At 61.3% G+C, this 7098-nt stretch carries 4 protein-coding genes; 1 reads left to right on the forward strand and 3 read right to left on the reverse strand.

The features are described from left to right. Nucleotides 1-681: an MgtC/SapB family protein gene (locus VGH68_RS28640; RefSeq protein WP_331607110.1), complete on the forward strand. Its 681-nt coding sequence runs from the start codon at nt 1-3 to the stop codon at nt 679-681. A 321-nt stretch (nt 682-1002) separates the two neighbouring features. Here VGH68_RS28640 and VGH68_RS28645 read toward each other — a convergent pair whose 3' ends face one another. From VGH68_RS28645 to VGH68_RS28655, 3 genes are read right to left on the reverse strand one after another with little or no spacing between them, the layout of a single operon-like run. After that, the gene (locus VGH68_RS28645; RefSeq protein ID WP_331607111.1) at nt 1003-2433 is read right to left on the reverse strand and encodes an efflux transporter outer membrane subunit; all 1431 of its coding nucleotides are present in this window, start codon (nt 2431-2433) and stop codon (nt 1003-1005) included. 11 nt (nt 2434-2444) lie between these two features. Further along, entirely contained in the window at nt 2445-3632 is a 1188-nt protein-coding gene (locus tag VGH68_RS28650; RefSeq protein ID WP_331607113.1) for an efflux RND transporter periplasmic adaptor subunit, read from the reverse strand. Nucleotides 3633-3673: 41 nt separating this feature from the next. After that, a complete protein-coding gene (locus tag VGH68_RS28655; RefSeq protein WP_331607112.1) occupies nt 3674-6868 on the reverse strand; it encodes an efflux RND transporter permease subunit in 3195 nt (1064 codons plus the stop codon). Nucleotides 6869-7098 lie beyond the last annotated feature (230 nt).

The following is a 7098-nucleotide window of genomic DNA, read 5'->3' on the forward strand; positions in this document are numbered from 1 at the left end:
ATAGCGGCTTTGTCGTTCGGTATCGGCATCGGTCTGGAGAGACAGATGCGGCAGCGAACGGCCGGCCTGTGCACTATCACCCTGGTGACCAGTGGTGCCTGCTTGTTTGTGATCCTTGGCACCTTGACCGGGAACGGAACCGCGACCGTGACGCAAATGGCGGCGTACGTGGTGTCCGGCGTGGGCTTCCTGGGTGGCGGCGTCATCATGCGCGAGCAGGGTGCAATCCAGGGTATCAATACGGCGGCTACCTTGTGGTGCTCGGCGGCCGTTGGCGTTCTTTGCGGGGCAGCACACTATGGGCCCGCCATCGCGGGAACCCTGGTGATCCTGTTCACCAACACCGTGCTGCGTGAGATCGGGCGCGCAATCAATACAGCGCCGGTGGCTTCCGCCGATCTCGTGCGCAAATACGTGCTGACGGTGGTCTGCCGCGCGGAGGATGAAGTGGATATCCGGGCGTTGATCACTAACTCGATGGTGTCCGCGCCGCTCTCGTTCCAGGGACTTAGCAGCGCGGACGTCGACGATGGTTCGCAGCGAGTGGAAGTGATCGCAACGCTCGAAACGCATCCGAAATATCAATCAAAGGTTGAAGCCGTTGCGAGCCGGCTCAGCATGGACAAGGGTGTATCGAGCGTTAGCTGGGCCGCGCTCGATACCGTACCAGTGCCTGACTGAGATTGCGTCAACGGTGACCGGCAGGACCCGGCTGTGCCGGATGCGTGGGGCATGGCATGGGTTTTGAAAGAATGCATCGGTAGTATCCGGGGCAGCGATGCTTGGCGCGTCATCAAGTATCGCTTCAACCCATTGTAAGGTCGCAGATGAGTACTTATGTGTTGTTGGCTTGCGGGTTCGGGACTGGATTAGCAATTGCCATCTGGGGAATATTTGACGCACTGAAGCATTCCCGGCGCGAATCGGGAGCGCACGATGACCGCGCCCATTCAACGGGCGATAAACCCAGGCAGTAAACCCCGGCTCCCGCGGCGCAAGCGTTCATCCGGGCGTAAGCCCTTGCCAACCACCGCCAAGCGCCTTCAATAACAACACGCTTGCATCAAGCCTGCGCGCATCGATCTGGTCGGCGGTGCGCTCGTTCGTCAACGCGATGGTCTGTGCGGTCACCACATCCAGATAGCTCACTGCACCCGCCTGGAACCGGTTGGTCGTCAGTTTCAATGCAAGCCCGGCGGAGGACGTTGCGAGTTGCTGGCTTGCGGCTTCGCTCTGAAGCGACTGCAGCGCCGACAGGTTGTCCTCGACCTGTTGAAACGCCACGAGCACGGTCTGCCGGTAGTCCGCTACCGAGCCGTCGTATTGCGAGTTGGCGCCCTTCAGCGTGGCATCGCGCCGGCCGCCATCGAATAGCGTGCCGACCAGTTGCGGACCGATCGCCCAGAACAGGCTTGGAGCGGTCAGCCACGGCGCAAAAAACGTGCTTTCAAGTCCGGCGCTCGCCGAGAGCGCGAGATCGGGAAAGAACGCGGCATGTGCTTCGCCGATCTGCGCATTGGCTGCAAATACGCGTCGTTCGGCAGCAGCGATATCGGGGCGGCGCTCGAGAAGCTGCGAGGGCAAGCTGGGAGGAATAGACGGCACAACGAACGATTTCGGATTGGCCGCAATGGAGAACGTCGATGCCGGTTCGCCGATCAACGTAGCAATCGCGTGCTGAAGCTGCGCGCGCTGGACGTCGATATCCGTGTCCTGTGTCCGCGTACTTTCCAGTTGGGTCGAGGCCAGCGCGACCGCCGAGGCATCGATCGCGCCGTTCTTCAACTGCTGGTTCAGGATGCGCAGCGCGTCGGCATAAGCGTTCACGGTGTCGTCGAGGAGCTTTTTCTGGGTATCGAGTGAACGCAGGTCGAAGTAATCAACGGCCAGGTCGCTGGTCATCGAAAGGCGCACCGCTTCAAGATCCGCCTCGCTTGCCGCCGCATTCGCCTGCGCGTTGACGGTTGCGTCTTTCACGCGGCCAAACAGGTCGGGCTCCCACGAAGCGCTCAAGCCGGCCGAATAGTCGGGTATGGTCTTGCCCGCGAGCGAATGGCCCTGCACGTTCTGCGATGTACGGAAGCGGCTCGCGGACGCGCCCGCGGTCACGGTCGGGAAGAAGCCTGCGCGTTGATAGTCGACGAACGCGCGTGCTTGCTGCAACTGCGCGACCGCTTTCTTGACCGTCTGGTTCGATACATCGATACGGCTTTCAAGCTCGTTCAACTGCGAGTCGCCGAAGACGGTCCACCATGGGCCGCGCGGCTGGGTATCGGCGGGCGTGGCGAGCGCCCAACCTGTGGCGCCGGCATAGTGCGCGGGAACGGAGACGTCCGGCTTCTGGTAGACAGGCAAGGTGGAGCAAGCGCTGAGCGCGACGCCCAGGCAGACGGCCAACGTCTTGCGGGCGAGGGCGGAGGGTGACATAAGCATGAGCACGGTCCTCATGAGGCGGATGAAACGATCTGCACCGGCTCGCCCGGGCTGATGGCGTCGCCCGGATTGTCGATGACCCGGTCCGTCGCTGTGAGCCCGGTCATGACTTCCACGTGGGTGCCGAAATCCCGTCCGATGGTCACGGTCTTGAGCGCGGTTTTACCCGTACTGTCGACGACCGCAACGCTCACGCCATTGGGTCTGAACAGGAGCGCGCTCACCGGCAGGTCGAGCGCGGGGCTGGCGTTCTGCAGCGCCAGATGTACCTGTGCATAGGCGCCGGGCAGCAGCGCGCCGTCGCGGTTGTCGACATCGACTTCCACGTGCAGCGTGCGGCTGACCGGATCGATCGCACCGGCACTGCGCACGACTTTCGCGGCGAAACGCCTGCCTGGATATTGCTGCACACTCAGATAAACCTCGGTGCCCGGCGTGACGTAAGGCGCATCGTTTTGCGGTACATCGACGAACACCCGCAACGTGTCCGTCTGCTCCACATGAAAGAGTTCACCAGGCATGGCGGCCAGACCCGGCGAACCGCCCGCCGTGACCAGCGCGCCAACGTCTACGTTGCGAGCTGTCACCACGCCGTCGAAGGGCGCGCTCACCTTTTCGTACGACACCAGCTCGGACAGGCGTTGCACATTAGCTTGCGCGGACTGCAGCATGGCGCTTTTCGCCTGCATGTCGCTGACCTTCGTGTCGGTGTCCTGTTGCGAGACCGACTGTGTTTTCAGCATGTCCTGCCAGCGTTGCGCGCTGACTTTGGCGTAGTCGGAATTGGCTTGCGCTGTTGCTACGTCGGCGCGCGCCTGGCGAAGCTGTGCATCGAGTTCCGGTGTCTGGATGACGGCCAGCGTTTGCCCCGTCTTCACCCTGGCGCCAATGTCGGCGTACCAGTGTTCGAGATATCCGCTTGTGCGGGCGTAGATCGAGGCATCGGCGTAGGGCATCACCGAGCCGGGCAGCAGGAGTTCCTGGACCGCAGGCGCGCGGCGCGGCTTGATGACCGAAACACCGAGCGCATGTTGCGCAGCGGCTTGCGAGGTCAGCGCGGTGCTGGCTTGCAGTCGCGGAACAATGCCAATCACAAGCAACGCAGCAGCGATAGCGGCGAATGCCAGCGGCATCATGAAGCGTCGGCGGATGGCGGGCTTGGCGGTCGTCTTATCAGCCAGCACCGCTGGTTCGTGCATGTCGTTTTGATGGTTCATGGTCTGTGCTCGTTTAAAGGCAGTCACTGAATGGCGGGGGTGGTTTGCGCCGCTGCCGCTTTTTTCATACGGCGCTTATCGATCCATGCGTGGACCATGCCGAATACGACCGGGACGAATAGAAGGGTGGAGACCGTGCCGATCGCCAGGCCACCGATCACGGCACGCCCAAGCGGTGCATTCTGTTCGCCGCCATCGCCCAGGCCGAGCGCCATCGGCAACATGCCGATCAGCATCGCGAGCGCGGTCATCAGCACGGGCCGGAAGCGGTTGAAGCCGGCTTCAAGGGCAGCGGTCAGCGGCGCCGCGCCGCCTTGCAACATCTCGCGAGCCGTGTTGATGACAAGAATGCTGTTGGCCGTTGCAATGCCGATGCACAGGATCGTGCCCGTGAGCGCCGGAACGCTTAACGTGGTGTGCGTGGCGAAGAGCATCCACGCGATACCCGCCAGCGACGCAGGCAAGCCGCTGATGATGATCAGCGGGTCGATCCACGACTGGAAGTTCACGACCATCAGCAGGTAGACCAGCGCGATGGCGAATACGAGTCCCAGTCCCAGGCCGCTAAACGATTCGTTCATCGACTGCACCTGGCCGCGGATGACGATCGACGAGCCGGCGGGCAACTGTGCCTGCGCCTGGTCCACGAGCCGCGTCACGTCCGACGCCACGCCGCCGAGATCGCGTCCTTGCGCTGAAGCGAAGATATCGAGCACGGGCTGCACGTTGTAGTGCGAGACCACGGCTTGCTGCGTGCCACGGGACATGGTGCCCAATGAACCCAACAGGTTTTGAGGCGACGAGGAAGTCGCGTCCTTCGTCAGCGGCACGTTCGCCAGCGTCTGCAGCGAATGAATGTCGTATTGCGGCACTTCGGTCATCAACGGATAACTCACGCCGTTCTTCGGATCGAGCCAGAAGTTAGGCGTGGTCTGCGAGCTGCCCGACAGCGCGATCAGCAGGTTTTGCGCGACATCGCGTTGTGTGAGGCCGGCTTGCATCGCCTTGGTCCGGTCTACGTCGATGTTGATCGCGGGTTCGTCGCCGGGCTGCTGAATCCGGGCATCGACGAGACCACGCACGGTCCTCAGCTTCGCCAGCAAGTTGTTCGCCACCACACGGTTCTGATCGAGCTTGTTGCCGACGATCTGGATGTCGATCGGCGCGGGGAGGCCGAAGTTCAGGATCTGGCTGACGATATCCGCCGGGAGGAACGCGAAGGTGGTGCCGGGGAACGACGCGGTCAGTACGTTGCGCAGTTTCGCGACATAGTCCGCCGTGGGCGCGTGTCCTTTTTTCAATGTGATCATGATGTCCGCGTCTTCCGATCCGACCGGCGCTGACGAGTCATAGGTCAGGTTGATGCCGCTTACCGGCACACCAATGTTGTCGAGCAACGCGGCCTCGTCCGACTTCGGAATGACTGTGCGGATCTTCGCTTCGACTTCGTCCGCCAGACGCGCGGTCTGTTCGATCCGGGTGCCGGTGGGGGCACGCATATGCAGGCGGATCTCGCCGGTATCGACAGCCGGGAAAAAGTCGCGGCCTGTGAAGGGCACGAGTGCAAACGACCCCACGCAGAGCAGCATGAACACCAGCAGGAAGCGGCGGCGGTTTTCAATGGCGCGGCTGAGTGTCGCCTTATAGCCGTGGCGCAATGTTTCGAAACGACGCTCGAACCCGGCCTGGAATCGCATGAGAAAAGCGAACGGTCCGCGTGCCACCCGGCCATCTTTCGACGGCATTTTCATCAGGTACATTGCGAGGGTCGGGATCAGCGTGCGCGAAAAGAAGTAGGACGCGCACATCGCAAACACAACCGCTTCAGCCAGCGGCACAAACAGATATCGCGCTACGCCTGAGAGCAGGAACATCGGCACGAACACGATGCAGATAGAGAGCGTTGATACGAAGGTGGGAACCGCGATTTCGCCCGATCCGTTGAGAATGGCGTCATGCAGCGGCGCGCCGTTCTCCAGATGGTGCGTGATGTTTTCGATAGCCACAGTCGCGTCGTCCACCAGGATCCCGACGGCCAGCGCCAGCCCTCCGAGGGTCATGATGTTGATGGTTTCGCCGAGTGCCGAGAGCGCAATCAGCGAGGTCAGCACCGAAAGCGGAATGGTGACAGCAATGATCAGGGTCGCGCGCCAGCTGCCGAGGAACAGCAGGATCATCAGCGCGGTCAGGCATGCGGCGATCACTGCTTCCCGCACGACCCCGGTCACGGCCGACTTCACGAATACCGACTGATCGGAAAGCGCCGTGATGTGCAGCGCCTTCGGCAATCCTGCTGCGATCTTCGGCAGCATGGACTTGATCTGACCGATGATTGTCAGCGTCGACGTGCTACCGGTCTTTTCCACCGTGAGCAGCGCAGCGCGCTTGCCGTTGTTGCGCACGATGTTGGTTTGCGGCGCATACCCATCACGCACCTGGGCGACGTCCCGTACATACACCACACCGCCTTTGACGGTCTTGATCGGCAAATTGTTGAGCGCTGCGACGCTGTCCGTGCTGCCGTTCATTTGCACGTTGTATTCAAGTGCGCCGATCTTGGCCGTGCCACCCGGCAGGATCAGGTTCTGCGCATTGACGGCATTGACTACGTCGCTGGGCGACAAGCCTTTGGCCTGCAACGCACGCGGATCGATGTCGATCATGATCTGGCGGATCTTGCCGCCAAAGGGCAGCGGGACGGCCGCGCCCTGCACCGTAGCAAGCTGCGTGCGAATGAAGCTGTTGCCCAGGTCGTAGAGCGTTTGCTCGGGCAGCGTATTGCTCGACAATCCCAGTTGCAGGATAGGGACAGTCGACGCGTTGTACGTAATGATGTTCGGCGGCAACGTGCCGGGTGGCAGCACGCGCAGGATGGATTCGGAATTCGAGCCGGCTTCGGCGATAGCGCGGTTGATGTCCGCGCCGGGATGAAAAAATATCTTGATGACCGAGACGCCGTTCAGCGACTGCGATTCAATGTGTTCAATATCTTCAACATCGGAAGTCAGCGCGCGTTCATAGTTCGACGTGATCCGGTACGCCATGTCCTGCGCGGAGAAACCGTTAAACGACCAGACGACGCTTACCACCGGGATATTGATATTCGGAAAAATATCCGTAGGCGTACGCATGATGGCGAGCGGTCCGATCAGGAACAGCAGGATCGCGAGCACAATAAAGGTGTAGGGCCTGCGCAAGGCCAGTCTGACAATCCACATGGGTATTCCCGGAAGATGAGCTGCGCTCGGAAAACGGAGACTTCGAAACGTGTGGCCAGTGTGACGAATGGATCTTTACCCGGTCCTGACCACGAGGTTACAAAGTTGTCATCTTCGAATGCCGGGATGCACAATCGGAGTGCGCCACATGACGATCTTGTCATCTGAGCGTCGGCTATGAGTCAGTGCATGTCGCGCAGAATAAGTCCAGTCATCGCCGCTTCCAAGAT

Origin of the sequence: Paraburkholderia sp. (genome assembly GCF_036488505.1) — a bacterium.
Classification (GTDB): Bacteria; Pseudomonadota; Gammaproteobacteria; order Burkholderiales; family Burkholderiaceae; genus Paraburkholderia.

Bases quoted from the DNA above. Each gene is read 5' to 3' on its own strand.
- VGH68_RS28645 (WP_331607111.1), bottom strand. From the start codon at position 2,433: ATGCTTATGTCACCCTCCGCCCTCGCCCGCAAGACGTTGGCCGTCTGC.
- VGH68_RS28650 (WP_331607113.1), bottom strand. From the start codon at position 3,632: ATGCACGAACCAGCGGTGCTGGCTGATAAGACGACCGCCAAGCCCGCC.
- VGH68_RS28655 (WP_331607112.1), bottom strand. From the start codon at position 6,868: ATGTGGATTGTCAGACTGGCCTTGCGCAGGCCCTACACCTTTATTGTG.